Annotated in this window: 20 protein-coding genes and 1 pseudogene; 17 read left to right on the plus strand and 4 right to left on the minus strand. The window is 61.4% G+C overall.

Translation table 11 applies throughout. The annotated features are described in order from the left end of the window. Window positions 1-13: 13 nt before the first annotated feature. From ACK83U_RS02125 to ACK83U_RS02155, 7 genes are all read left to right on the plus strand, one after another. Window positions 14-997: a bifunctional riboflavin kinase/FAD synthetase gene (locus ACK83U_RS02125; RefSeq protein WP_112608167.1), complete on the plus strand. Its 984-nt coding sequence runs from the start codon at window positions 14-16 to the stop codon at window positions 995-997. A gap of 151 nt (window positions 998-1,148) precedes the next feature. After that, entirely contained in the window at window positions 1,149-2,525 is a 1,377-nt protein-coding gene (locus ACK83U_RS02130; protein ID WP_112608165.1) for a cache domain-containing protein, read from the plus strand. Beyond that, window positions 2,522-3,163, plus strand: a complete 642-nt coding sequence (locus ACK83U_RS02135; RefSeq protein WP_112608163.1) for a response regulator — start codon at window positions 2,522-2,524, stop codon at window positions 3,161-3,163. The genes ACK83U_RS02130 and ACK83U_RS02135 overlap by 4 nt, the downstream gene beginning before the upstream one ends. A 333-nt stretch (window positions 3,164-3,496) precedes the next feature. Beyond that, window positions 3,497-3,694, plus strand: coding sequence for a DUF3311 domain-containing protein (locus ACK83U_RS02140; RefSeq protein ID WP_047627888.1), 198 nt, complete (start codon window positions 3,497-3,499; stop codon window positions 3,692-3,694). Then, window positions 3,684-5,159 carry a monocarboxylate uptake permease MctP gene (mctP, locus tag ACK83U_RS02145; protein WP_112608161.1) on the plus strand — a complete coding sequence of 492 codons (1,476 nt, stop codon included), beginning with the start codon at window positions 3,684-3,686 and terminating at the stop codon, window positions 5,157-5,159. The genes ACK83U_RS02140 and mctP overlap by 11 nt, the downstream gene beginning before the upstream one ends. Window positions 5,160-5,459: 300 nt before the next feature. Continuing rightward, a complete protein-coding gene (gene ileS / locus ACK83U_RS02150; RefSeq protein WP_112608159.1) occupies window positions 5,460-8,342 on the plus strand; it encodes an isoleucine--tRNA ligase in 2,883 nt (960 codons plus the stop codon). 134 nt (window positions 8,343-8,476) lie between these two features. Further along, on the plus strand, window positions 8,477-9,106 hold the full coding sequence (locus ACK83U_RS02155) for a hypothetical protein (RefSeq protein ID WP_112335401.1): 630 nt from the start codon (window positions 8,477-8,479) through the stop codon (window positions 9,104-9,106). 36 nt (window positions 9,107-9,142) lie between these two features. Here ACK83U_RS02155 and ACK83U_RS02160 read toward each other — a convergent pair whose 3' ends face one another. Next, window positions 9,143-9,601: a nucleoside deaminase gene (locus ACK83U_RS02160; protein WP_112608157.1), complete on the minus strand. Its 459-nt coding sequence runs from the start codon at window positions 9,599-9,601 to the stop codon at window positions 9,143-9,145. Between the two features lie 72 nt (window positions 9,602-9,673). Here ACK83U_RS02160 and ACK83U_RS02165 point away from each other — a divergent pair, with 72 nt between their 5' ends. The 3 genes and pseudogenes from ACK83U_RS02165 (at window position 9,674) to ACK83U_RS02175 (ending at window position 13,074) form a co-directional block, all read left to right on the plus strand. Then, entirely contained in the window at window positions 9,674-11,617 is a 1,944-nt protein-coding gene (locus ACK83U_RS02165; protein WP_112608155.1) for a pseudouridine synthase, read from the plus strand. Window positions 11,618-11,623: 6 nt separating this feature from the next. Next, window positions 11,624-12,189, plus strand: a pseudogene (gene rsmD / locus ACK83U_RS02170) (16S rRNA (guanine(966)-N(2))-methyltransferase RsmD). An 18-nt stretch (window positions 12,190-12,207) separates the two neighbouring features. Next, the gene (locus tag ACK83U_RS02175; RefSeq protein WP_112608153.1) at window positions 12,208-13,074 is read left to right on the plus strand and encodes a patatin-like phospholipase family protein; all 867 of its coding nucleotides are present in this window, start codon (window positions 12,208-12,210) and stop codon (window positions 13,072-13,074) included. Window positions 13,075-13,123: 49 nt separating this feature from the next. Here the strand turns inward: ACK83U_RS02175 and ACK83U_RS02180 are convergent, their stop codons facing one another. Continuing rightward, a complete protein-coding gene (locus ACK83U_RS02180) occupies window positions 13,124-14,944 on the minus strand; it encodes a monovalent cation:proton antiporter-2 (CPA2) family protein (RefSeq protein WP_112608151.1) in 1,821 nt (606 codons plus the stop codon). Window positions 14,945-15,094: 150 nt separating this feature from the next. On the opposite strand from ACK83U_RS02180, the gene ACK83U_RS02185 reads away from it, so the two are divergent. The 6 genes from ACK83U_RS02185 to lpxK all read left to right on the plus strand — a co-directional run bounded on the left by ACK83U_RS02185 (window position 15,095) and on the right by lpxK (window position 20,965). Further along, window positions 15,095-16,447, plus strand: coding sequence for a TldD/PmbA family protein (locus tag ACK83U_RS02185; RefSeq protein ID WP_112608149.1), 1,353 nt, complete (start codon window positions 15,095-15,097; stop codon window positions 16,445-16,447). Between the two features lie 26 nt (window positions 16,448-16,473). Further along, window positions 16,474-17,280, plus strand: coding sequence for a 3'(2'),5'-bisphosphate nucleotidase CysQ (locus tag ACK83U_RS02190; RefSeq protein ID WP_112608147.1), 807 nt, complete (start codon window positions 16,474-16,476; stop codon window positions 17,278-17,280). A gap of 61 nt (window positions 17,281-17,341) precedes the next feature. Beyond that, a complete protein-coding gene (locus ACK83U_RS02195; protein ID WP_015338950.1) occupies window positions 17,342-17,587 on the plus strand; it encodes a DUF4170 domain-containing protein in 246 nt (81 codons plus the stop codon). 180 nt (window positions 17,588-17,767) lie between these two features. After that, window positions 17,768-19,087: a lipid IV(A) 3-deoxy-D-manno-octulosonic acid transferase gene (gene waaA, locus ACK83U_RS02200; protein WP_112608145.1), complete on the plus strand. Its 1,320-nt coding sequence runs from the start codon at window positions 17,768-17,770 to the stop codon at window positions 19,085-19,087. Between the two features lie 12 nt (window positions 19,088-19,099). Further along, on the plus strand, window positions 19,100-19,831 hold the full coding sequence (locus ACK83U_RS02205; RefSeq protein ID WP_112608143.1) for an HAD family hydrolase: 732 nt from the start codon (window positions 19,100-19,102) through the stop codon (window positions 19,829-19,831). Between the two features lie 84 nt (window positions 19,832-19,915). Next, window positions 19,916-20,965: a tetraacyldisaccharide 4'-kinase gene (gene lpxK, locus ACK83U_RS02210; RefSeq protein WP_112608141.1), complete on the plus strand. Its 1,050-nt coding sequence runs from the start codon at window positions 19,916-19,918 to the stop codon at window positions 20,963-20,965. Window positions 20,966-20,994: 29 nt separating this feature from the next. Here lpxK and ACK83U_RS02215 read toward each other — a convergent pair whose 3' ends face one another. After that, window positions 20,995-21,225 carry a DUF2093 domain-containing protein gene (locus tag ACK83U_RS02215; protein ID WP_015338954.1) on the minus strand — a complete coding sequence of 77 codons (231 nt, stop codon included), beginning with the start codon at window positions 21,223-21,225 and terminating at the stop codon, window positions 20,995-20,997. A 144-nt stretch (window positions 21,226-21,369) separates the two neighbouring features. Next, entirely contained in the window at window positions 21,370-23,202 is a 1,833-nt protein-coding gene (gene mutL, locus ACK83U_RS02220) for a DNA mismatch repair endonuclease MutL (protein WP_112608139.1), read from the minus strand. A gap of 344 nt (window positions 23,203-23,546) precedes the next feature. Between mutL and ACK83U_RS02225 the strand changes: the two genes are divergently transcribed. Then, window positions 23,547-25,280, plus strand: a complete 1,734-nt coding sequence (locus tag ACK83U_RS02225) for a response regulator (protein WP_112608137.1) — start codon at window positions 23,547-23,549, stop codon at window positions 25,278-25,280. Window positions 25,281-25,294: the final 14 nt, after the last annotated feature.

A 25,294-nucleotide genomic window follows, 5' to 3' on the forward strand; every position in this document is an offset into this window, starting at 1 on the left:
AGAGTGGCAGTCGATGACCGTTTTCCACCGTAACGAAACCCGCGAACCGCTTCCCGATGCCTTGAAGGGCGGCGTGGTCGCCATCGGCAATTTTGACGGCGTGCACCGCGGCCATCAATCGGTGCTGACGCGTGCGCTGGAGATCGCCAGGGAGCGCGGCATTCCGGCGCTGGTGCTGACTTTCGAGCCGCATCCGCGCACCGTTTTCAAGCCCGATCATCCTGTCTTCCGCCTGACGCCTGCTCCTTTGCGAGCACGGCTGCTGGAAGCGCTCGGCTTCAACGCCGTTATCGAATATCCTTTCGATCGCACTTTCTCGCAGCGCTCGGCGGATGAATTCGTGCATTCGATCCTGATCGACTGGCTGCACGCGTCGGAAGTCGTCACCGGCTTCGATTTCCATTTTGGCCATGATCGTCAGGGAGGCCCCGCCTTCCTGATGAATGCCGGCAGCCATAACGGCTTCGGCGTGACGTTGATCGATGCCTTCCGCGACGAAAACACGGAGGTCATCTCGTCGAGCCGCATTCGTACACTGCTCGCGGACGGTGACGTTGCCCAAGCCGCGGGTCTGCTCGGCTATCGCTATACCGTTCAGGCGCCTGTCATCGGTGGCGAAAAGCTCGGTCGCACGCTCGGCTTCCCTACGGCAAACATGCAGCTGCCACCCGAGACATCGCTGAGGGCAGGCATCTATGCGGTTCGCTTTCGGACGGCCGATGGCACCATCCGCGATGGCGTCGCCAGTTACGGCCGGCGTCCGACGGTAACGGACAACGGGGCGCCGCTGCTTGAAACCTTCGTCTTCGATTTCAGCGGCGATCTCTACGGACAGGTCTGTTCGGTCTCCTTCTTCGGTTATCTCCGCCCCGAACTGAAGTTCGATGGCTTGGACCCGCTGGTCGCGCAAATCCATAAGGACGAAGATGAGGCGAGGGCGCTGCTCGCCGGTGTCCAGCCGCTCAGTGAGCTCGACCGGGTCATCGCCTTCAGCTGATATTTCCCAAGTGGCTGCCGTTCGAATACGGCACCTTGCCGTTTCGAGGGAACTCTCCGACTGCGGGTGTGCATCAACATCCCTGGCAAGCTGTTGAATTCGTGTCCGACAAGGGCCATTGTTCTGCGCCGGTTCTTGGGAGGAGTCATCGTTGACATTACGCAATCAGATTATTGCGCTCGCGCTCGCGCCTCTAGTTATCTCGATCCTGGCAATCACGGCCTTCATTACCTGGCAGTCGGCCAATCTTACCAAGAACAATATCGAGACCTTCGAACAGAACATGTTGAAGGCAAAGGAAACGGAAATCGTCAACCTGACAGACCTCGCTGTCTCGGCCATTCAGGCGACCTATCGGGACGCCGCGCCGGACGATCAGGCTGCGAAGGATAAAGTAGCCGGGATCCTGACGTCCCTTGACTATGGCCCGGATGGATACTTTTTTGTCTACGATTATGATGGGAACAACATTGTTCATCCGCGTGAGGGATTTCGCAACGGCCGGAATTGGCTCGATTTGACCGATCCGGACGGGGACAGGGTCATCGCGGAGCTCATCAAGACGGCAAAAACCGGCGGGGGCCTGCACCAGTACAAATGGGAAAAGCCCTCTACCGGCCGCATGGCCGACAAGCTCTCATTCGTCGTCGGCCTTGATAAATGGCACTGGGTCGTCGGAACCGGTGTCTATTTGGACGATATTTTCACCCAGACCGCGGCGGCCAACACCGCCATGCGGGCAAACATAAAGGGAACCTTCATCGTCGTCACATTCATTGCCGTTCCTGCTGTTCTGGTCGTCTTCACGACCTGCATGCTGCTGACGTTCCGTGAGCGACGCATGGCTGATGGCCGGCTCAAGGAGTTGACGCAAAGAGTGATCGATGCGCAGGAGGAGGAACGCGCCCGTCTTGCCCGCGAATTGCACGACGGCGTCTCGCAGAATCTCCTTGGCGTGCGCTACGTCATGGATCTCGCCAACCGCAAAGTGCGAAACCAGGTCGATGACGCCGTCACGACGATCGAGAAGGGTATCGATACCCTTAACAGCGCGATCAAGGACATCAGGCGACTTTCGCATGATCTCCGCCCCCGCGTGCTCGATGATCTCGGCTTGACGGCCGCACTAACCGCACTCGCGAACAATTTCGGTGAGCGGACCGGGATCGCAACCGAGATCAAGGCTTCGGGCTTCACCAGCCTGCTGAAGCCCGAAGCCAATACAGCGCTCTACCGCGTTGCCCAGGAAGCCTTGAACAACGTCGAACGTCATTCCGGTGCGACGCGTCTTACGATCAAACTTTGGAATGATCGGGGGCGGGCGCGCTTGAGAATTTCGGACAATGGTATTGGTTTTGAAGGCGCCGGTGACGGCAAGGGCGGGCTCGGGCTTAGAAACATGCAGGAACGGATGGCGCATTTCCGTGGCCTGCTTCTCGTTCAAAGCACGGCCGGTGGCACGACGCTTATTGCGATGCTGCCGAAATCGGCCAATGCCTTGCCAAGAGCAAAGGTGGATGCGGCATGAGCAGAGGCAGGATCAGCGTTCTGCTGATCGACAATCACCCCGTGGTGCTGGACGGACTGAAAGCCGTGCTGGAGACTTTCGACCACATAGAGGTGGTTGGGACGGCAAGCCTTGCGCAAAGCGGCCTTGAGGTCGGTCGGCGGACACTGCCACAAGTGACCTTGATGGATATCAACATGCCGAAGCTGAGTGGCATCGATGCGATAGAACTCTTTCGCCGGGAGCTTCCGGAGACGCGGATCGTGATGCTCTCCATGCATGACAGCCGCGAATACATCTCCTCGTCGATCATGCGCGGTGCCGTCGGATATATTCTCAAGGACGTTTCGACCGACGAAGTGGTCTGTGCCATTGAGACTGTGGCGGCCGGTGGAACTTATTTCTCGTCAGGCGTTCGCGATATACTGGTGGCGGACGCGCTGCAAAAAGAGGCCGACCCTCTGACGCCCCGTGAGCGCCACATTCTGGGTTTGATCGTTACAGGCAGGAGCAATCGTGAGATTGCCGAGGAACTTCAGATCACGCCTGCAACGGCGGAAACGCATCGCAAGAATTTGAAGAAGAAGCTAGGCATCGCAACGACGGCCGGCCTGATCCGTTACGCCCTCGACCACGGCATCGCAACCACGGCGGGCTAGCGCATTTCCAGGAAAAGTGCGAAGCGGTTTTCCGTTCGGAATGCGTAGCGAAGCAAAATGCTCCAACGCCCGTCTACCCACTTATGGGTAGGTTCGGCGATTTCGCATCAGCTAATATCTTGTTCGGGCGGCAGACTCGCCGTAGGACTTTAGCAGCGGCTGGCCTCAGGCGGGCCGTTGGGAGGAATTCACATCCGTTAGTCTGGCTCTGCACAGGCAAAGTTCATCGGCTTCGGCCCTTGAGCGCACATTGCAATCGCAGGCTGATACACTCCTTCCGCTCTGACAACTGCAACAAGGTGGCGCGCAGGCACCGCGTGAGAGGTATCGGACATGGATAAACGTTTCGGGACGGCGGCCTGCTGGCTGCTCGTTATTCCCTATATTGGTTTGCTTTGGGTCCCCTTCTACAACAGCCACGATCCTGTGCTGTTGGGTTTCCCCTTCTTCTACTGGTATCAACTGGCGTGGGTGCCAATCACCGCTATTCTGACCTGGATCGCCTATCGGAGCATGCGCCATGATGACTGATATCGATCCGACTGCGCTTGCCGTCTTCATCTTCTTTTTGGCGCTCGTCACTGTCATGGGCTTTGTAGCTGCCCGCTGGCGTAGGCCGAAGACCCTTGCTCATATCGACGAATGGGGCCTCGGCGGCCGCACCTTCGGCACCTGGATCACCTGGTTCCTGGTCGGCGGCGATTTCTACACCGCTTACACCGTGATCGCCGTCCCGGCGCTGGTCTACACGGTCGGCGCCTATGGCTTCTTCGCGCTGCCCTATACGATTGTCGTCTATCCGTTCGTCTTCATGGTCATGCCGCTTCTCTGGAGGCGTGCGAAGGATCATGGTTACGTCACGGCCGGCGATATCGTACACGGCCAATATGGCTCGCGGGCGCTGGAACTGGCAGTCGCTCTGACGGGCGTTATCGCGACGATGCCCTATATCGCCCTGCAGCTCGTCGGTATGACGGCGGTATTCAAGGCGCTCGGACTTCATGGTGAACTGCCGCTCGCCGTCGCCTTCATCATCCTGGCGCTTTATACCTATTCGGCCGGCCTTCGCGCTCCGGCGCTGATCGCCTTCGTCAAGGACATCATGATCTACATCGTGGTGATCGCGGCCATCGCGCTCATTCCGGCGAAACTCGGTGGCTATGCGAATGTCTTTGCCGCGGCCGATGCGGATTTCAAAGCCAAGGGGGCGGGTAGTCTGCTGCTCGGCGGCAACCAGTACGTCGCCTACGCAACGTTGGCGCTCGGCTCGGCGCTGGCGGCCTTCATGTACCCGCATACGCTGACCGGCATCTTCGCGTCCAACAGCGGCAATACCATCCGCAAGAATGCGGTGCTGCTGCCGGCCTACACGCTGCTGCTCGGTCTCTTGGCGCTGCTCGGCTACATGGGCCACGCGGCAAATCTGAAGCTGGACAGCGCCAATGACGTGGTGCCTGCACTGTTCCAGACCTTGTTCTCGAGTTGGTTTGCTGGCTTCGCCTTCGCAGCCATCGCTATCGGCGCGCTCGTTCCCGCGGCCGTGATGAGCATTGGCGCCGCCAACCTCTTCACCCGCAACTTCTGGAAGGCTTACATTGATCCACAGGTTTCCGATGCCGGCGAGGCGAAGGTCGCCAAGATGACATCGCTTGTCGTCAAGGTCGGAGCGCTTCTCGTCATCATTTTCCTGCCGACGCAGTTTGCGCTCGATCTCCAGCTTTTGGGCGGCATCTGGATCCTGCAGACGCTGCCGGCTCTGGTCTTCGGTCTCTATACCAAGTGGTTTCGTGCACCCGCTCTGCTCGCCGGCTGGTTCGTCGGCTTCTTTGGCGGCACCTATCTCGTATGGGATGCCGGCTGGAAGCCGCTGCACATGGTCCCGCTCGGCGAAACCGGCTTCACCGTCTATACGGGGCTGCTGGCGCTTCTCGCCAATATCGTCGTGGCCGTTATCGTAAATGCGGTCGTGCCGGCACGGGCAGCAGCACGAGCCTAATTAGATAGACCCTCAAATTGGCCGCGGGCGGAAACGTCCGCGGCTTTTCTATGGATTGCCGCAACTGTTTCCTCTTCCTTTCCCTGGAAAAAACGCCTATGAACCGGCGACCATGACCCAATTTCGGCTGAGCCACGCGATACGAATTATTGGCCCGGCCTTCCGCGCGCTTTAAGCTGCCGGAAGGTCCGGGTTTTTGGCGTCTCGTTCACGAGGCGCTTTCCGCCGCCGAAAAATCCCCGTATGGCTGCGCCAGTTGAGGCGTAAGACGCCCGAGACACCGAGGCAATTGTCACGACTATGACCGATACCGCTGAAAAGATGGATTACTCCAAGACCCTTTACCTGCCGGAAACCGATTTCCCGATGCGCGCCGGGCTGCCGCAGAAGGAGCCGGAACTGGTGAAGCGTTGGGAGGAGATGAACCTCTATAAGAAGCTGCGCGCCTCCGCCGCTGGCCGCGAAAAGTTCGTGCTGCATGATGGCCCGCCCTATGCCAATGGCCACATCCACATCGGCCATGCGCTGAACAAGATCCTCAAGGACGTCATCACCCGCTCGTTCCAGATGCGCGGCTATGACAGCAATTACGTTCCGGGCTGGGACTGCCACGGCCTGCCGATCGAATGGAAGATCGAGGAGAAATACCGCGAGAAGGGCAAGAACAAGGACGAGGTCCCGGTGAACGAGTTTCGCCAGGAATGCCGTGACTTTGCCGCCGGCTGGATCAAGATCCAGTCCGAGGAATTCAAGCGCTTGGGCATCACGGGCGATTTCGACAATCCCTATCTGACCATGAACTTTCATGCGGAATCCCGCATCGCTGGCGAGCTTTTGAAGATCGCCCGTACCGGTCAGCTTTATCGTGGCTCCAAACCGGTCATGTGGTCGGTGGTCGAGCGTACTGCGCTCGCCGAAGCTGAAGTCGAATATGCCGATGTCGAGAGCGACATGATCTGGGTGAAGTTCCCGGTGGCTGAAGGCCCGGCGCATCTCGCTGGCACCTTTGTCGTCATCTGGACCACCACCCCCTGGACGATCCCCGGCAATCGCGCGATCGCATACTCCTCGCGCGTGTCCTACGGACTCTATGAGGTCACGGAAGCCGCCAATGATTTCGGCCCGCGCCCGGGGGAAAAGCTGATCTTTGCCGACAAGCTGGCAGAGGAATCCTTCGCCAAGGCAAAGCTGCAATACAAGCGCGTGAGCGACGTAACCGCCGCCGATCTGGCCGCACTCACCTGTGCTCATCCGCTCGCCTCTCTCGGCTACGGCTTCAAGGTGCCGCTTCTTGATGGCGATCACGTCACCGATGATGCCGGCACCGGCTTCGTGCACACGGCGCCCAGCCACGGCCGCGAAGATTTTGACGCCTGGACGTCGCATGCCCGCGATCTTGAAAAGCGCGGTATCTCCTCCGCCATCCCGTTCCCTGTCGACGACGCGGGCTTCTACACCGCCGATGCCCCGGGCTTCGAAGGTGGCCGTGTCATGGACGACAACGGCAAGAAGGGCAATGCTAACGACCTCGTCATCAAGGCGCTGATCGAGACGAACACGCTGTTTGCCCGCGGTAGGCTGAAGCATTCCTATCCGCACTCCTGGCGCTCGAAGAAGCCGGTCATCTTCCGCAACACGCCGCAATGGTTCGTCTATATGGACAAGGACTTTGCCGACGGTTCGACGCTGCGTTCGCGCGCCCTGAAGGCGATCGACGATACCCGCTTCGTGCCGGCTGCCGGCCAGAACCGCCTGCGCGCCATGATCGAGCAGCGCCCTGATTGGGTGCTGTCGCGCCAGCGCGCCTGGGGCGTGCCGATCGCGATCTTCGTCGACGAGCAGGGCAACATCCTGCAGGACGATCGTGTGAACGCCCGTATCCTCGAGGCTTTCGAGCAGGAAGGCGCCGATGCCTGGTTTGCCGAAGGTGCGCGTGAACGCTTCCTCGGCGAAAAGGCCAACGAGGCCTGGACGCAGGTCATGGATATCCTTGATGTCTGGTTCGATTCCGGTTCGACCCACACCTTCACCCTGGAAGACCGCCCGGATCTGAAATGGCCGGCTGACCTCTATCTCGAAGGCTCCGACCAGCATCGCGGCTGGTTCCATTCGTCGCTGCTCGAAAGTGCCGCGACGCGTGGCCGTGCGCCATACGATGCCGTCCTCACCCATGGCTTCACCATGGATGAGAAGGGCGAAAAGATGTCGAAGTCCAAGGGCAACGTCACTTCGCCGCAAGAGGTGATGAAGGATGCGGGCGCCGACATCCTCCGCCTTTGGGTCATGACGTCGGACTATTCGGAAGATCTGCGCGTCGGCAAGGCCATCATCCAGACCAATGTCGATGCCTATCGCAAGCTGCGCAACACCATCCGCTGGATGCTTGGCACGCTCGCGCACGACAAGGGCGAAGTGATCGCCTATGCCGACATGCCGGAGCTGGAGCAGCTGATGTTGCACCGTCTCGCCGAACTCGACGAACTGGTGCGCGAAAGCTACGATGCCTTCGACTTCAAGCGCATCGCCCGCGCCTTGATCGATTTCGCCAATGTCGAGCTTTCGGCCTTCTATTTCGATGTCCGCAAGGATGCGCTCTACTGTGATGCTCCGTCGAGCCTGCGCCGCCGCGCCTCGCTTGCCGTCATCCGCACGATCTTCGACTGCATGGTGACGTGGTTGGCGCCGATGCTGCCCTTCACCACGGAAGAGGCATGGCTCTCGCGCAATCCGTCGGCAGTCTCTGTTCACCTCGAGCAGTTCGTGACCGTTCCCGTCGAATGGAAGAACGAGGCGCTGGCCGAGAAGTGGAAGAAGATCCGCGCTGTGCGCAGCGTCGTCACCGGCGCGCTGGAAATCGAGCGCAAGGACAAGCGGATCGGCTCCTCTCTGGAAGCTGCTCCGATCGTCTACGTCGCCGATCCCGAGCTGCTGAAGGTGCTCGAAGGCCAGGACTTCTCGGAAATCTGCATCACCTCCGATATCACCATCCTGGGTGAGCAGGGTCCTGCGGATGCCTTCCGCCTCGACGACGATTCCAAGGTCAGTGTCGTACCCAAGCTCGCGGAGGGCCGAAAGTGCGCCCGTTCCTGGCGCATCACGACGGATGTCGGCTCCGATCCGGAATACCCGGATGTCTCGGCGCGTGACGCCGCGGCACTGCGCGAACTTGCCGCTGTCAACTGAAGAAAATTGCCGGATGAATTGCCTTTGCGGCGTTCATCCGGTAAAAGCTGCCTGAAAATGGCCAGAATTTTACGGCAGTTGCCGTTGAATGGGGTCCTATTGCGTTTATTCCGGCATGGCTGGGAAGGGTTTTCATGAGAGCGATGCATAAGGTTCGTGTCGGCGTCAGCTTGGCGGCACTTGTGGTTGGCTGCGGCGCCATGTCCGGTTGCCTTAGCAGCCCGACTTACGGCACCGATAAGACGGCCGGCGTCCAGCTCCTGGATGACCTCGGCGACATCGCCTCCGTTTCGGCCGCTACGCCGAAGGACAAGGGCGTGAAGTATCCGAACCGCCCCGGTCTGGTCGTTGCCGGAAGCAAAGACACTCTGACCGCTCCACAGCAGTCCCTGGCAAGCAAGGACAACCCGGCCTGGCTCGAATCGCCGGAAGACGCCCGCAAGCGCCTTGCCGCGGAAGCCGACGAGAAGAAGAACGACGTCAACTATCGCTCGCCGCTGGCTCAGGCTGACAGCGCCAAGAATCACATGAGCGAAGCACAGCAGACGGCAGCCTATCGTGCCGCGCGCCAGGATCAGGCCGGCAGCTATATCGATCAGCGCCGTTACCTGATCGACCCGCCGCAGCAATATCGTCAGGTTGCCGACCAGGCTGCCCTCAACGATCTCGGTACACCCGAGTCGAAGAAGGAAAAGAAGCGCAAGAAGGACGCCGAGGCCGCGCAGCAGACGAGCAACAGCAGCTGGTGGAAGCCTTTCCAATAAAAGCCCTCAAGGCGGCGGCATCAAAACCGCCGCTTTTCAGTCTTCGGAGCGTTTCGCCTGAAAGAAACCTCTGAGGATGTCGGCGGATGCGGTCTCGCCGAGGCCGGAATAGACCTCCGGCGCATGATGGCAGGTAGGCTGGCGATAGAAGCGCACGCCATTGTCGACACCGCCGCCTTTGGGATCCTCGGCGCCATAGTAGAGACGTCGGATGCGCGCGAACGAAATGGCCGCCGCGCACATGGTGCAGGGTTCCAGCGTCACATAGAGATCGGCGCCCGCAAGACGTTCCTGGCCCAATTCCTCGCAGGCCAGGCGGATGGCGACGATTTCGGCGTGGGCGGTGATGTCGTTGAGCTCGCGGGTACGGTTGCCGGCAGTGGTGATGACTTTGCTGTCGAGCACGACTGCTGCGCCGATCGGCACTTCGCCACGCTCTCCGGCACGGCGCGCTTCGGTCAAAGCAAGCTCCATGAATTGATTTGTAGCCGCCATTCAAGTTTTTCCACTTAACCGCAAGGGCGTGACCTGATAGGAACACGCGTTAAAAATTCAGGCAAACAACAAATGACGATGAATGACAAGCCCAAGCGGCCTGGGTCTAAACCCTTTGCTGGCGACAAGAAGACGATAAAGCGCGATGGCGCGAAGCCTGCGAAGGCCGCAACCGTCAAGGCTGCGGATGAAACCGCAGTCGAGGATGGAAAGGCCGAGCGCATTTCCAAGGTGATGGCGCGCGCTGGTGTGGCCTCGCGCCGCGATATCGAGCGCATGATCCTCGATGGCCGCGTCAAGCTGAACGGTGTGCTCCTCGATACGCCGGTGGTCAACGTGACCCTGACTGATAAGATCGAGGTCGACGGCGTGCCGATACGTGGCATCGAGCGCACGCGACTGTGGCTCTACCATAAGCCGGCCGGCCTGGTGACCACCAATGCCGATCCTGAGGGACGCCCGACCGTTTTCGATAATCTGCCGGAAGAGCTGCCGCGCGTTATGTCGATCGGCCGCCTCGATATCAACACCGAAGGCTTGCTGCTGCTGACCAATGACGGCGGCCTTGCCCGTGTTCTGGAATTGCCGACCACCGGCTGGCTGCGCCGTTATCGCGTGCGCGCTCATGGTGAGATCGATCAGGAAGCGCTCGACAAGCTGAAGGAAGGCATTGCCGTCGACGGCGTGCTTTATGGCTCGATCGACGCGACGCTCGATCGCACGCAAGGGTCCAACGTCTGGATCACCATGGGCTTGCGCGAAGGCAAGAACCGCGAAATCAAGAACGTGCTCGGCGCGCTCGGCCTTGAGGTCAACCGCCTGATCCGCATTTCCTATGGCCCGTTCCAGCTCGGCGAGCTGCCGGAAGGCCATGTGCTCGAGGTGCGCGGCCGCACGCTGCGCGACCAGCTCGGCCCTCGCCTGGTCGAGGACGCCAAGGCGAATTTCGATGCGCCGCTCTATAACGCCCCGGCCATTGCCGAACCCGAAGAGGCGGAAGCCAAGCCGGCGCGGACGGCCCCGGTTCGCGCGGGCAAGGAAGAGCGACCGCGTCGGGAGCGTCCCGAGGATAAGCGCGAACGTGCGCTCAGCCGTCTCGATACCAAGCGGGATGCCAAGCGTGATGATCGTCGCGATGGTGGTCGCGATGGTGGTCGCGATGGTGGGCACAAGGACGATGACCGTCAGAAGCGCCAGCCGCTCGGCCCACGCCGCAGCGCCAATGTCTGGATGGCGCCCGGCGCCCGGCCGCTCGGCGAAAAGGCAGCCGCGAAGGCGGCCAAGAATGCAAAGACCGCCTCCCGGCGCGGCGAGCCCGAACGCCCGCAGCGCAGCGGCTTCGACCGTCCGGACGAAGGCCCGCGCGTTCGCATCAATCGCGTCGACGAGGGCGATGGCGAGTGGATCCGTTCGAGCGAGGAAGCTCCGCGCCGGTCGCGTGGCGATGATGAAGGTTTTGACCGCAAGCGCTCTCGCGGAGATCGTCCGTTTGGCGATCGTCCGCGTGGTGAACGTGGTTCGCGGCCAGAGGGTGGCGATCGTCCTCGTGGGAAATCCTTCCAGGGGGAGGCCCGCTCCGAGCGCTCCTTCGGAGATCGGCCCGCGCGTGGCGACCGGCCTTTCGGCGATAAGCCCCGTGGTGATCGACGTCCGCGCGCCGAGGGAGACGAGCGTCCGCGCAGCAAGTCTTTCGGCGGCGAGCAGCGCTCCGAACGTCCCCGCGGCGCTCGCCCGCAGGGGGATCGTCCGTTTGGTGATCGTCCGCCCCGTGGCGACCGGCCCTTCGGTGACCGTTCGCAAGGCGAGCGTTCTTTCGGCGATCGGCCGGCCGGCAAGCCCTTCGGCAAGAAGCCAGGCGGCGGCAAATCCTTCGGCGGGAAACCGGGCGGAAAGCCCGGTGGCTCGCGCGGCTTTGGCGGCAAACCCGGCGGTGCAGGTCGCCCGTCTGGCGGTCCGCGCGGCGGTTCCGGTCGGGGTGGCCCCGGCAGGGGCGGTCCCAAGGGCGGCAGGAGCTGACGCGCGGTGAGGATCGTCGGCGGTGAGTTTCGCGGTCGCTCGCTTGCAACGCCGAAGTCGAACGACATTCGTCCGACGGCGGATCGCACGCGCGAAAGCCTGTTCAACATTCTGAACCACGCCTATCCCGAGCCATCGACGGCACGCGGATGATGGATGTGTTTGCCGGCACCGGCGCCGTCGGGCTGGAGGCAGCCTCGCGCGGCTGCCGGCATGTGCTCTTCGTGGAAAGCAGCGTCGAGGGCAGGGGTCTCCTTTGGGAAAACATCGATGCCCTCGGCCTGCATGGCCGCACGCGCATGCTGCGGCGTGACGCGACGGATCTCGGCAGTGTCGGCAATCTCGAGCCCTTCGATTTTCTCTTCGCCGACCCGCCATACGGTAAGGGGCTGGGTGAGAAGGCTTTCGCGGCCGCTGCCGCCGGTGGCTGGCTGGTGCCGGGCGCTCTGGCGATCCTCGAGGAGCGCGCCGATGTCACAGTTGCCGCGCCGTCGGATTTCCTGTTTCTGGAGGAGCGAACCTTCGGTGACAGCAAGATGCATTTCTTCCGTTACCAGCCGTTGGCGGCCTGACGGAGGAAGGAGAACAATATGGGCGATTATGCTGATTTCGTCGGCAGCGACTATCCGCTCGCCGCTTCCGGCACGCCGAGCGTCGCAGTCGCTTTCGGCTGCGGCGGTGCGCGCGGTCTCGCCCATATTCACATCATCGAGGCGCTGGACGAGCTCGGTATCCGCCCCGTCGCCATAGCAGGTTCCTCCATCGGCTCGATCATGGGCGCGGCCATGGCCGTCGGCATGAGTGGCGCTGAGATCCGCGATTATACGCTGGCAACCGTCGGCAATCGTCCGGCCGTTCTCAACAAGATCTGGAGCCTGCGGCCAGTCAGCATGCGCAGCATCCGCTTCGGTCAGTTCAATCTCGAACGCATTCTGCGCACCTTCCTGCCGCCGGCCATTCCGGAAAGCTTTTCCGAGCTGCACATCCCGCTGAAGGTGGTCACGACCGATTATTACGACCAGGCGGAGGTCGTCATCGAGAAAGGTGAGCTCTTCCCCGTGCTCGCCGCCTCTGCCGCCATTCCCGCCGTGTTCATGCCGGTCAAGCTCGGAGACCGCGTGATGATCGACGGCGGCATCATGAATCCGGTTCCTTATGAACATCTGGCCGGTCTTGCCGATATCGTCATCGGCATCGACGTCGTCGGTGGGCCGGAAGGCAGCGGCCGACAGGTTCCGAACCGCATCGAGAGCCTGTTCGGTGCCGGCCAGCTGACCATGCAGTCCAACATTGCCCTGAAGCTGCGCCTGCAGGCGCCGCAAATCTTCCTGCGTCCAGCCGTCGGCCGCACCGGCGTTCTCGATTTCCTGAAGGCACGCGATATTCTCGCCATGTCGGCTGGCGTAAAGGACGAGCTGAAATTCGCCCTCGACCGGGTGATGACAGCGAAGAATTAGTATTTAGCCAGTAGCCGCTGGCTGTGTTTCCGCCAGGACCGTACGAAGATTAAGCCCGCTCCGGCTCCTCCTGCGGCAAGGCAACGAGATCGTCTGCATCGCTGTAGGTTTCGGCCGCACGCTTCGGCTTGACCAGCGGCTCCGGCTTGACGGGGCGCGAGTAGAGCATGTCGGTGCCGGCCTGCAGCCCCTCGCTGACCTGCAGCACGAGCCGCTGCTCGTCGCGCTTGCGGATATCCTCGCCGATCTCGTAGGCTTCCGCCTCGCTGACCCCAAGCGCTTCCAGGGTGCGGCGGCCGAAGAGCAAACCGGATTCCAGCGTTTCGCGCAGCTCGTAATCCACGCCTTTGTGTCGCAGCTCGATCGAGTGAATACGGTCATAAGAGCGGACGAAGAGGCGCGCGTGCGGATAATCCGTCTGCACGAGTTCGACGATCTTGTCGGTCACCTCGCGCAGATGCGTGCTGACGACGACGATCTTGGCGCGATCGATGCCGGCGGAGCGCAGCACGTCCTTGCGGGTGCCGTCACCGAAATAGATGCGGAAGCCGAAGCTCGATGCCTGGCGGATGCGGTCGGCGGAGAAATCGATGACGGTCACGTCGCGGCCGCTGGCAAGCAGGATCTGCGCGGCAATCTGGCCGAAACGTGAAAAGCCGATCATCAGCACATCGGAGCCGGCGCCCTCGAAATCCTCGTCCAGCTCTTCCTGCGCGTCGCCCTTGACTAGCCGTTTCGCCAGCGCGGAACTCAGCGGCGTCAGCGCCATCGACAGCGTCACGATGGCGATCAGCATCGATGCCGTATTAGCGGAGAAAAGGCCGCCGCTGGCGCTGGCGGCGCTGAAGAGTACGAAGCCGAATTCGCCGCCCTGCGGCAGGAGGCCGGCAATACGCACGGCATCGTTATGCGGGGAGCCTGTGACGCGGCAGAGCGCATAGATCACGATCGCCTTGATGAACATCATCACCGGAACAGCGAGCACGATCAGCACCCAGTTGTCGAGGATCACGTCGAGTTTCAGCGACAGGCCGACGGCGATGAAGAAAATGGCGAGCAACACGCCACGGAAGGGCTCGATATCCGCTTCCAGCTCATGCCGATAGGAGGATTCGGCCAGCATTACGCCGGAGAGAAAGGCACCCATCGCCATGGAGAGGCCGGCAAGCTGCATCAGCGTTGCCGATCCCATGACGACGAAGAGGGCGGCCGCAATCATCGCCTCGCGGGCGCCGGTGCGAGCGATCACCTGGAACAGCGGCGTCAGCAGATAGCGCCCCGCGATGATCATTGCCGCCACCGCACCGACGGCGATTGCCAGGCTCGGCAAGGGATTGGCGGTTTCCTGCGCGCCGTCGAGCACAGTGATGAGCGCCAGCAGCGGCACGATGGCGAGATCCTGCAGCAGCAGCATCGAGAAGGAGCGCTGGCCGTATTTCGTGTTGACGTCGCCTTGCTGTTCGAGGATCTGCATCGCGAAGGCAGTCGAGGAAAGCGCCAGGCCGAAGCCGATGATGATGCTACCCTTCCAGCCGGCAATGCCGCCGAAATAGGCGGCTACCATCAGTGCTAGTCCGCTGAGAACAACTTGTGCCGTGCCGAGACCGAAAATATCGCGACGCATCTGCCACAGACGCGATGGTTTCAACTCCAGGCCGATGATGAAGAGCAGGAAGACGACGCCGAGTTCGGCAACGGCAAGCACGGCCTCGCTGTCGCTGATGCTATGGAGGATCGGCCCGATGACGACGCCGGCGGCGAGATAGCCGAGCACCGTGCCAAGCCCCAGTTTCTTGAAGATAGGCGCCGTGACGACGGCACCGCCGAGCAGCAGCAGGGTTTCGGTGAAAAGCGTATTGGGGGCGGACATCGTCTGTTTCTTTCCGTGGGGCAGGCGGTGTTGCGACGCTTGGCCATGATAAACAACCATGCGTGAAGGGATTAGAACAAGAATCGGCTTTGCCGCACTTGATGCTTTATGTAGTGCACAATAAATGGAACGCGAAGGAAAGGCCAAGTCATGACCTCTGAAATCGATTCCGCCGCTCTGCTTTCCCGCGCCAGCCAGTTGATCGATCTTGCCCGGAAAGCCGGCGCGGATGCGGCCGATGCTGTCGTGGTGCGATCGAGGGCCCATTCCGTCAGCGTACGCCTCGGCAAGGTGGAAGGCACGGAATCCTCCGAGAGCGACGACTTTTCGCTGAGGGTCTTCGTTGGCAATCGCGTCGCCAGCGTATCGGCCAATCCAGGCTTCGATCTGAATGCTCTTGCCGAGCGCGCGGTCGCCATGGCCAAGGTTTCGCCGGAAGATCCCTTCGCCTGCCTTGCCGATGAGGCGGATCTCGCCAAGAGCTATCCCGATCTCGAACTGTTCGATCCGACCGAGGTTTCCACGGAGCAGCTACGCGAAGCGGCGCTTGCGACTGAGGCGGCAGCTCTTGCCGTTTCCGGTGTCACCAATTCTTCCGGCGCCGGCGCCTCGGCCGGCATGGGCGGCCTTGTGCTCGTCACCTCGCATGGTTTTTCCGGCCACTATATGGGCTCGCGCTTCGGGCGCTCCGTCAGCGTCATTGCCGGCGAGGGCACCGGCATGGAGCGCGACTATGATTTCGACAGCCGTCTCTATTTTGCTGATCTCGATGCGGCTGAGGAGATCGGCCGCCGCGCCGGCGAGCGGGTGGTCAAACGCCTCAATCCGCGGCAGGTTCCGACCGGCAAGAATGTCACGGTCGTTTTTGATCCCCGTGTCGCGCGCGGCTTCGTCGGCCATATCGCCGGCGCCATCAATGGCGCGTCCGTCGCCCGCAAGACCAGCTTCCTGCGCGACAAGATGGGCCAGCAGGTGCTGAAGGCAGGCCTTTCGATCACGGACGATCCGCTGATCGTGCGCGGCCCGTCCTCGCGCCCCTTCGACGGCGAAGGCGTGTCAGGCAAGCGGCTCGTCATGATCGAGGACGGTGTGCTGAAGTCCTGGTTCCTGTCCACGGCGACGGCGCGGGAAATTGGCGGCGGCCTGAAGACCAACGGCCGCGGTGTGCGCGGCGGCACGTCCGTATCGCCCGCATCCACGAACCTCGCGCTGGAACCCGGCGATATTTCGCCCGAGGAACTGATCCGCAGCGTCGGTGCGGGCTTCTATGTCACCGAGTTGATCGGTCAGGGCGTCAATATGATCACCGGCGAATACAGCCGTGGCGCCACCGGTTTCTGGATCGAGAACGGCGAATTGACCTTCGCGGTTTCGGAGGTGACGATCGCCTCCAATCTGAAGGACATGTTCATGCGCGTGACGCCGGCGAACGACATCGACCGCGATTTCGGCATCGCCGCTCCGACGCTTGCCATTGAGGGCATGACGCTCGCGGGCCGCTAAAAACGAGCGGAGATTGGAATTCGTCAATGATCGATAGCAAGGCCGGCCAGTTGAGCGATGTGGACCTGATCGTGGGTGCCGCGCTCGAGGCGGGCAAGATCGCTCTCGGTTTCTTCCGGCAATCGCCGGAAGTCTGGTGGAAGAATAACGGCCAGTCCCCGGTCAGTGCCGCGGATTTTGCCGCGAACGAAAGCCTGGCCGCCACGCTTCGCATCGCAAGGCCCGATTATGGCTGGCTTTCCGAGGAAACCGATGATGACGCCGAGCGTCTGAAGCACGCGACCGTCTTCGTCGTCGATCCGATAGACGGCACCAGAGGTTTTCTCTCCGGCCTGGATCTATGGTGCGTCAGCGTTGCCGTCGTCACTGACGGCCGGCCGGTGGCGGGTGTCCTCTATGCGCCGGCGCTGGACGAGCTCTTCGTGGCGACGGCCGGCGGGCAGGCCTTGAAGAACGGCGAGCCGATCCGCGTTTCGCAACGAGTGGGCGATGATGTCCACCGGCTGGCGACCGGCGAGGATATGCTGAAGGGCGTCGATCCGGATTTCCGCAAGACGGTCGAACGGGTGAAGCACGTGCCGTCGCTCGCCTACCGCCTTGCCATGGTGGCGGACGGCAGGCTTGAGGGAACAATCGTCAAACGCAACTCCCACGACTGGGATCTCGCCGCCGCCGATCTCATTCTGGAGCGAGCCGGAGGCGCCCTCGTGGATCTCTCCGGCAAGACCCTGCGCTACAACCGCGCCGAAGTATCCCATGACGAACTTTGCGGTGCGTCGGCAGCACAATTACCGGAGTTCCTCCGTCAACTATCGAACCGACGAGACGGTTGACCTTTCCGTCAAAATCCCGCAGATGAAGGACGGAGGGGGACGACAGTAGAAAGAGACGAAAATGACTGATACTAGCGGCAAAAAGCAGCTCCTGCACCTTGTCTTCGGCGGCGAATTGGAAAACCTCGAAGAGGTTCAGTTCCGCAATCTCAATGAGCTCGATATCGTCGGCATGTATCCCGATTATGCGAGCGCGCTGGTGGCGTGGAAGTCCAAGGCACAGCAGACTGTCGACAATGCCCATATGCGTTATTTCATTGTCCACCTGCATCGCTTGCTTGATCCGCAGGAAAAAGCGGCATCCTGAGGTCGCATTACTCCGAATTTTGCATTTGATATCTCTATCCGGGAAAGCGTTGTCGCTTTAAATCCGGCCATGAAGCAGTATCTTTGACACAATAAGAACGAAAATTCGGCTGCTTATTCGGCCGCGTGGTTATCGGGATTTGGCATAGATGATGATCAGCTGGGATGGGAGGCGGTCGAAATGAGTAGCCTCAGGGCGCGTCTTGCCTTGAGCGCCTATCGTTTCGGCGGAATTGCCGTTTATCCGTTCATCGGGCCTTATCTCGCCGTGCGCGCGGCGAAGGGCAAGGAAGATAGCTCCCGCAGGCTGGAGCGCTCAGGCTATGCCAGCGCCAACCGCCCGCAGGGACCGCTGATCTGGTTCCATGCCGCAAGCGTCGGCGAAACCTCGGCCGTCATTCCGTTGATCCGAGAAATCCGTCGCCGAGACATTCACGTCATCCTGACGACGGGTACGATCACCTCTGCCAAGGTCGCGCATCAGCGGCTTGGCGACGAGGTGATCCATCAATACGTTCCTCTTGATCTCAAGCCTGCCATCAAGCGGTTCCTCGATTATTGGCAGCCCGATTGCGCCATTTTCGCCGAATCCGAGATCTGGCCGACAACGATCATGGAGCTTGGCCGCAAGCGCATTCCGCAGATCCTCGTCAACGCCCGCATGTCGGATCGATCCTTCGCGCGCTGGAGCCGGCATCCCTCGCTTGCCGAGGCGCTGTTCGAAAATCTGGCGCTGGTCGTGGCACAGTCCGACCTCGATGCCGAGCGCTTCCGTGATCTCGGCGCCCTGCAGGTTCTCAAATCAGGTAATCTCAAGGTGGATACGGAGGCGCCGTCCTATGACGCGCCGACGCTTGCCGACTACATGAAGCAGGTCGGCGACCGCAAGACCTGGGCAGCCGTCTCCACCTTCGAGGGCGAGGAGGGTGCTGCAGCCACCGTCCATTCGATGCTCAAGGAGCATAACGGTCAGCTCACCATCATCGTGCCGCGCCATCCCGAGCGCTGCGATGCGATCGAGGCGATGCTGGTCGAACAGGGCCTGAAAGTGGCGCGCCGCACCCGCAATGACATCCTTTCGCCCGATGTCGATGTCTTCCTTGGGGATACGATCGGCGAGATGGGGCTTTACCTGCGGATGACGGAAGTCGCCTTCATGGGCAAATCGCTATTCAATGAAGGCGGCCAGAACCCGCTTGAGCCGGCTATGCTCGGCTGCGCGATCCTGACGGGCGGCCATGTCCAGAATTTCCGTGACTCCTATCAGTTGCTCGCCCGCCGCGGCAGCGCCCGCATGGTGCGCGATACCGAGATGCTGGCGCGCGGCGTGCATTATTTGCTCACGAACGACACGGCACGACGCGGTATGATCGACGCCGGCTTCGCAGCCGTGCATGAAATGCGAGGCGCGCTGGCCGCAACGGTCAAGGGCCTGGAGCCCTATATCAATCCGCTTTCGGTCAAGGCGCGGCTGATGCCGAAGACGATGGCGAACGGATAAGAAGGGAAGGGTATGACAGCGGCGAAGCTGGGAGCGATTGCGGGCATTCTTTTCGACAAGGACGGCACGTTGCTCGACTATGACCAGAGCTGGCTGCCGGTCAATCGCGAGCTCGCACGCATCGCTGCTCAGGACGATTCTATCCTTGCCGATCATCTTCTCTCTGCCTGCGGCATGGATCCGATCTCCGGGCACATCGTGCCGGATAGCCTGCTTGCGGCAGGTAACACCCGGCAGATTTCCGAGGGCCTGGTGGCTGCCGGCTCGAAAGTGGATGTCGCGGAGCTGGTGGAAAAACTCGACGCGCTTTTTGCGCATGCGGCCGATTTCTCCTCGCCCGTCACCGATCTCGCGGCCTTCTTCCAGCGCCTGCATGAGCGCGGATACAGGCTCGGCGTTGCCTCCAGCGACAATGAGCGCTCCATCCGCCAGACAGCGCGCCGCTTCGGCTTCATCGACTATATCGATTACATCGCCGGCTACGATAGCGGCTTCGGTACTAAGCCGGAGCCGGGCATGGTACTCGGCTTCTACGCCGCGACAGGCCTTTCGCCGGCACAGGTCGCTGTGGTCGGCGACAACAATCATGATCTCCACATGGGCCGCAACGCCGGCGTCGGCCTGACCGTCGGCGTGCTGACGGGCACCGGTTCGCGCGAGACGCTGACGGCCGCATCGGATTATTGTCTCAACGACATTACCGAGCTTGAAAACCTGCTCATGCCTGTGGCGCAATCGGCCTGATCCCGGCAATGGCTTGCTTTTTCATGCAATCTGCCCTTTCTTGCCGCTTGGTCGCAGGCACAGGAATAGGGCTGGATTAGACGCATGGTATCGGAAGCCCCACCTTTCTGGTGGCGAAAGCCGGATTGGCGTGCCTGGGGGCTCTCACCCTTTTCTTTCCTGTATGGCCGTATCGCCGGACATCGCATGGTGCATGGCAAACGCACCTCCGTGCCAGTGCCGGTCATCTGCGTCGGCAATTTTACGGTCGGCGGCGCCGGCAAGACACCGACGGCGCTCGCGCTCGCCCAGGCCGCGAAGGCGAAGGGGCTGAAGCCGGGGTTCCTCAGCCGCGGCTATGGCGGCTCGCTCGATGTCACGACGGTTGTCGATCCCTCGCATCATCATGCCACGGCCGTCGGCGACGAACCGCTGCTGCTTGCCCGCGAGGCGCTGACAGTCATTGCCCGTCGCCGTGCCGATGGTGCGGAAAGGCTCGTGCGCGAGGGGGCTGATCTCATCATCATGGATGACGGCTTCCAGAGCGCGCAGATTGCGATCGACTATGCCCTTGTGGTGGTCGATGCCGGCAGGGGCATCGGCAACGGTCATCTGGTTCCTAGCGGTCCGGTGCGTGCACCGCTGCGCACACAGCTCCTCTATGCGTCCGGCCTGCTGAAAGTCGGTGAAGGCACCGCCGCCGATCGCGTTGTGCGTCTTGCGGCAAGGGCGGGGAAGCCTTTCTTTTCAGCGAGCGTCAGAGTGCGTGGGCATGAGGATTTGCGCGGACGTAAGGTGCTTGCCTTCGCCGGCATCGCCGATCCCGCCAAGTTCTTCCGCACGGTCGAGACGCTGGGGGCTGAGATCGCCGTCCGGCGCAGCTTCGGAGATCACGAACATCCCGGCGAAGACGACGTTTCCGACATGCTCGACATAGCCGCGCGCGAGGGGCTTGAGATCGTCACCACGTCGAAGGACTACGTGCGCCTGATCGGCCATCATGGCCGCGCCGACGAACTGCTGCAGCGCTGCCGGGTGATCGAGATCGATATGGTCTTTGACGATCCCCAGGCCCCAGCCCTGATTATCGACAGGGCCATTGCAGCCGCGCGAGAGCGTCGCTTGCGGGAAAAGCGCAATAGCAAAGCGGCCTAGGGCCACGTCTGGTTATTCAGGAAGAGAAATCAACGCTTCTGATTGGGCAGCGCGCCGGCGCGCTTTTCGGCTTCGAGCGAGGTGATGACGTCCGCATAGGGTTCCTGCCGGGCAACGCTCCAATAGCGCAGCTCATCGAGCGCAATATGCTTGCCGGTCATGGCGCAGACCACATAGGAACCCGGCATCAGGATTTGGAAATCGCCGTCGAGGTAGCGAATTTTCGCCTCGCGATTTCCATGTCCCTCGAAAAGATTCATCTGATGCCGTCCTTGATCTGTCTCACCCGTTTGCCATACCGCAATACAGCACCATGCGTCAAATATGACACGCAAGGTCGCTGCGGCGGGCGTGACTTTCATGGCTACTATTCGCGGAAAAGTTCCTTTTGGAAACGGCTTCGGTCAGCTACGCCCGAACAGCCGCTCGATGTCTGTGAGCTTCAACTCTATATAAGTCGGCCTGCCGTGATTGCATTGTCCGGAGCCCGGCGTCGCCTCCATCTGACGCAAAAGCGCGTTCATCTCTTCCGGGCGCAGGCGCCGGCCGGACCGTACCGAGCCGTGGCAGGCCATGGTCGCGGCCACATATTCCAGCTTGGCGGCAAGGCCTAAGGCCGTATCCCATTCGGCAATCTCGTCGGCCAGTTGCCGGACCAGGCCCTGTGCGTCGACCTCGCCGAGCATGGCCGGCGTCTCCCTAACGGCGACCGCGCCTGGCCCGAAGCGTTCGACGGCAAGGCCGAGTTCGCCGAGCTCTTCGGCAAACACCATCAGCCGGTCGCAATCCTCTTCGGGCAGGTCGACGATCTCAGGAATGAGCAGGACCTGCGAGGGCAGGCGCTTCGAATGCAGGGCCTTGCGCATAGCTTCGAACACCAGCCGCTCATGCGCCGCGTGCTGATCGACGATGACGAGCCCGTTTTCCGTCTGGGCGACGATATAGTTTTCATGCAGCTGAGCGCGGGCAGCGCCCAGTGGAAAGCGAGCGGGTTCCTCGGCCCGTACCGGCTCCACCGGCGGTGCGACTTCCGCGCGAGCCGTCGGCATGGCAAGTCCGTCGAAGGCGGCCTGCGGTCTTTCGGCAAATCCGTATCCCGCCGGTGCCACTGCTCGCTCATAGGGACGAGATGGCGAAGTTTCCGCCGTCCATGGAGCCGCTGCCGGCGCGGGTCGCCAGCCCGATTGGAAGCCGGAGCGGCCAGCGGTGAAGGCGCGCAGCATGCCATCCGCGCCTGTCGTGGCGGCCCGGTCGCCCTCGCGCGCCAAAGCTTCGCGAATGGCACCGACGATCAGGCCGCGCACGAGACCGGGATCGCGGAAACGTACATCGGATTTCGCCGGATGCACGTTGACATCGACCAGCGCGGGGTCGAGCGTGAAGGAAAGGACAGCGACAGGATAACGGCCGGAGGGGATGGTTTCTGCATAGGCACCGCGGATTGCCGACAGGATCAGCTTGTCCTGCACAGGCCGGCCATTGACGAAGGCATATTGATGCGCGGAGTTGCCGCGATTGAAGGTCGGCACGCCGGCAAAACCGGTGAGGCTCACATCCTCTCGCACCGCATCGAGCGCGATGGCATTGTCCTTGAAATCGGCCCCCAGTATCTGCGCCATGCGCGCGAGATGATCATCTCCGGTCGCGGGAAATTCGAGCGTCGAGCGGTCGCTGCCCGACAGCACGAAGCGCACGCGCGGAAAGGCGATCGCCATGCGCTTGACGACCTCGGTGATCGCTGCTGCCTCCGCCTTCTCCGTTTTCAGGAATTTGAGACGCGCGGGCGTCGCGAAGAACAGGTCGCGCACCTCGACGATCGTGCCGGGATTGGCGGCCGCTGGGCGCAGATGCAGAACCTTGCCGCCGGCAACGGCGATCTCGGCGCCGCTGCTTGCTCCCGCTCTGCGGCTTGCAATCGAAAGCTTCGCCACCGAGCCGATGGAGGGTAGGGCCTCGCCGCGAAAACCGAGAGTACGGATATCCTCCAACGTGTCGGAAATCTTCGAGGTGCAGTGGCGCCGGACTGCGAGCTCCAGATCCGTCTCTTCCATGCCCGAGCCGTTGTCGGTCACTCTCAACAACGCCTTACCGCCGCCTGCGGTGGCGATCTCGATGCGGGTCGCACCGGCATCGAGCGCATTTTCGATCAGCTCCTTGGCCGCGCTTGCCGGGCGCTCGATGACTTCGCCGGCGGCGATCTGGTTGATCAGGGTCTCGGAAAGTTGCTTGATGGCCATGGCTGCATTCTCGTGGATTCGCGCCGGTGTGGAAAGAGGAAAGGCGATCCGCACGCGCTTACCCACTCGTTTCCCGCCCGTGCTTTGTTGAGAAATTTAATCAATGTTTAAGGGAATGATGACAGGTTGCCGAGACAGAACTTGAAATGACCGCAGGTGGCGCGTTTCGTGCATGCTGACGGCTCTCGATGGCAGGTTGGTGGCCATCACTCGAATGGAGCCAGGTGCCATCTGCTTCAAGTGCCAAGGCCAGCATGCAGCTTCCACGAATTTGCCTTGCAGAGCGAATGCCGCTTTGTCGATTTGCCGTGTTGTGAAACTGGTTGAGCGTAGGAATCCGACGAATGACTGCCGAGATTGAAAAGGCAGCTTTGGCAATGACGACGGCTGACGCCCCTTTCGGCGGCAGTCTGCAGACGATGTTCTTCGATGCCCTTTGCGATGGTCTTTCCAGCGCCTTTTTCGCCTATGACAAGAACGACCAGCTGTTGTTTGCCAGCCGTCAGGTTCTGAACTTCTTCCCGATTGCACCGGAATTCCTGCAGCCCTCCACGCGGCTGCGCGATTTTCTGGGCGCCGTCTTCGATACCGGTGTACGCTATCAACGCCATCAGACAAAAACGGCCGCCAGCCGTGACGATTGGATATCGCAGCGCATAGCCTCGCATTGGCGCGAACGCTTCGAGACCACCGAGCACTTTGCCGACGACCGCTGGGTGCGCGTCCTCAACCGGCGGCTATCCTCGGGTATCGGCTTCTGCATCATCTCCGATGTGTCCGAAGCCAGGAAACGCGAAGAGCAATGGCGCGTCGACATGGAGCGCGTGCAGCTGACCGAGGATATTCTCGACAATCTGCCCTTTCCGGTTTTCGTCAAGGACCAGAATCTCGTCTATGTCGCGGTCAACCGGGCATTCTGCGACAAGTACCAGACGGCGGCGGACGAAGTGCGCGGCCGCAAGAGCATCGATATCTTCTCCACCGACCTCGCCAATCGCTTTCATGAGAGCGACCGGCATGTGATCGAGACCGGCGAAATGTCGATCTCGCGACAGCGCCAGATTGCGCGTGACGGCGTCGAGCGCGACATCATCACCCGCAAGCAGCGCATCGGCAAGCCCGGCCGCTATTTCCTGGTCAGCACCATGCAGGACCTGCCCAAGGATGGCGGTGATTTCGACGAGTTCGCACTGGCATCGAGCATCCGGGAAAACAGCGATCGCTCCTATCGCCGCGCCTATGTTCCGATGGTTGCGCTGCAGACCATTTCTCGCCGTCCGGCCGCTATGGAAACCTTCGTTCCGGAGAATTTCAACGGCCGCAAGGTGCTCGTCGTCACGCCGGATTTCGCTGCCGAAACGGCGGCTTTGAAGACGCTCGAGAAATATGGCTTCGAAGCCTGCGTCGTTCACACCGAGAATGAAGAGGCGGCTTTTCTGGACGTGGCGAGCGCGCATGGCGTCAAGATCGACCTGGTCATCGTCGACAACCAGCTCGGCAAGCGCGGAATTGAGCTGGCCGAACGGCAGAACCTTACCGCGCTGTCGTTGGACGGATCGCAGCTTGCAACCGAGCTTGCTTTCCTGATCGCGCGTCATTTCAATCGTAATATCCGTGGCGAACTGGGCGAGATCGTCGAACCCGGATTTGCATCCGAATGGCGGCGTGCGGCCGGTGAGGAGCGCCGGGCGCAAATCCTGGTCGCCGAAGACAATGACATCAATCAGATCGTCTTCTCGCAGATCCTCGAAGGGTTGGGATACAGCTATGTGATCGCCGCAAGCGGTGACGAGGCGGTGCGCCTGTGGCAGGAGCATCGTCCGGAACTGATCCTGATGGACATTTCGCTGCCGGGGCTGAACGGTTTTGAATCCACTCGGCTGATCCGCGGCGCGGAAAAGGGCAGCGGCACCCATACGCCGATTATCGGCGTCCTGACCCAGGCTTTCGAGCGGGACCGCAAGGAATGCGCCGAGGTCGGCATGGACGACGTCATTCTGAAGCCGGTAAGCCCCGACATCATCGAGACCGTCTTCCAGAAATACATGCGCGGTGCCCTGAAGGCGCAAAATAGATAAATGCTACGATGATA

It is taken from the genome of Rhizobium sp. WW22 (assembly GCF_047041135.1).
Lineage (GTDB): Bacteria > Pseudomonadota > Alphaproteobacteria > Rhizobiales > Rhizobiaceae > Rhizobium.